The organism is Deinococcus rhizophilus (assembly GCF_030271215.1).
Taxonomy (GTDB): domain Bacteria; phylum Deinococcota; class Deinococci; order Deinococcales; family Deinococcaceae; genus Deinococcus; species Deinococcus rhizophilus.
In genome coordinates, this window is the sequence record NZ_JASNGB010000435.1 from 1 (window position 1) to 346 (window position 346).

Sequence of the window (346 nt, forward strand, 5' to 3'; positions counted from 1 at the left end):
TTTTTTAAGATCGTGTTCTCCAGTGATAACTGCCCGCAAAACCGCTCCAGCTCGGCAATGCGTTGTTCCAGTGACTGGTTGGGTTTGGCCTGGTCGGTGAAGGCCGCTGCCCCACGGGCCTCGACTTCTTTGCGCCAGCGATGAATCAGGCTGGGTGAAAGGGCGTGTTCCCGGCAGAGCTGGGCGGTGGTCTTTTGACCTTCGTTCACCTGGTTCACGATGTCGAGCTTGAACTCACGGCTGTGGGTACGTCCGGGCATAAAGGCTCCTTCGCGGTGTGGTCAGCCTACGGGCTGACGGGGGCGAAGTGCCTTGCCTCTCGGTCCGCTCCTGGGGGGTCAGTCCA

1 protein-coding gene is annotated in these 346 nt (G+C 60.4%); it reads right to left on the reverse strand.

What is annotated here, in order from left to right:
* On the reverse strand, positions 1–260 hold a 260-nt coding region (locus tag QOL99_RS17725; RefSeq protein ID WP_285525713.1), incomplete at its 3' end, for a transposase.
* Positions 261–346 lie beyond the last annotated feature (86 nt).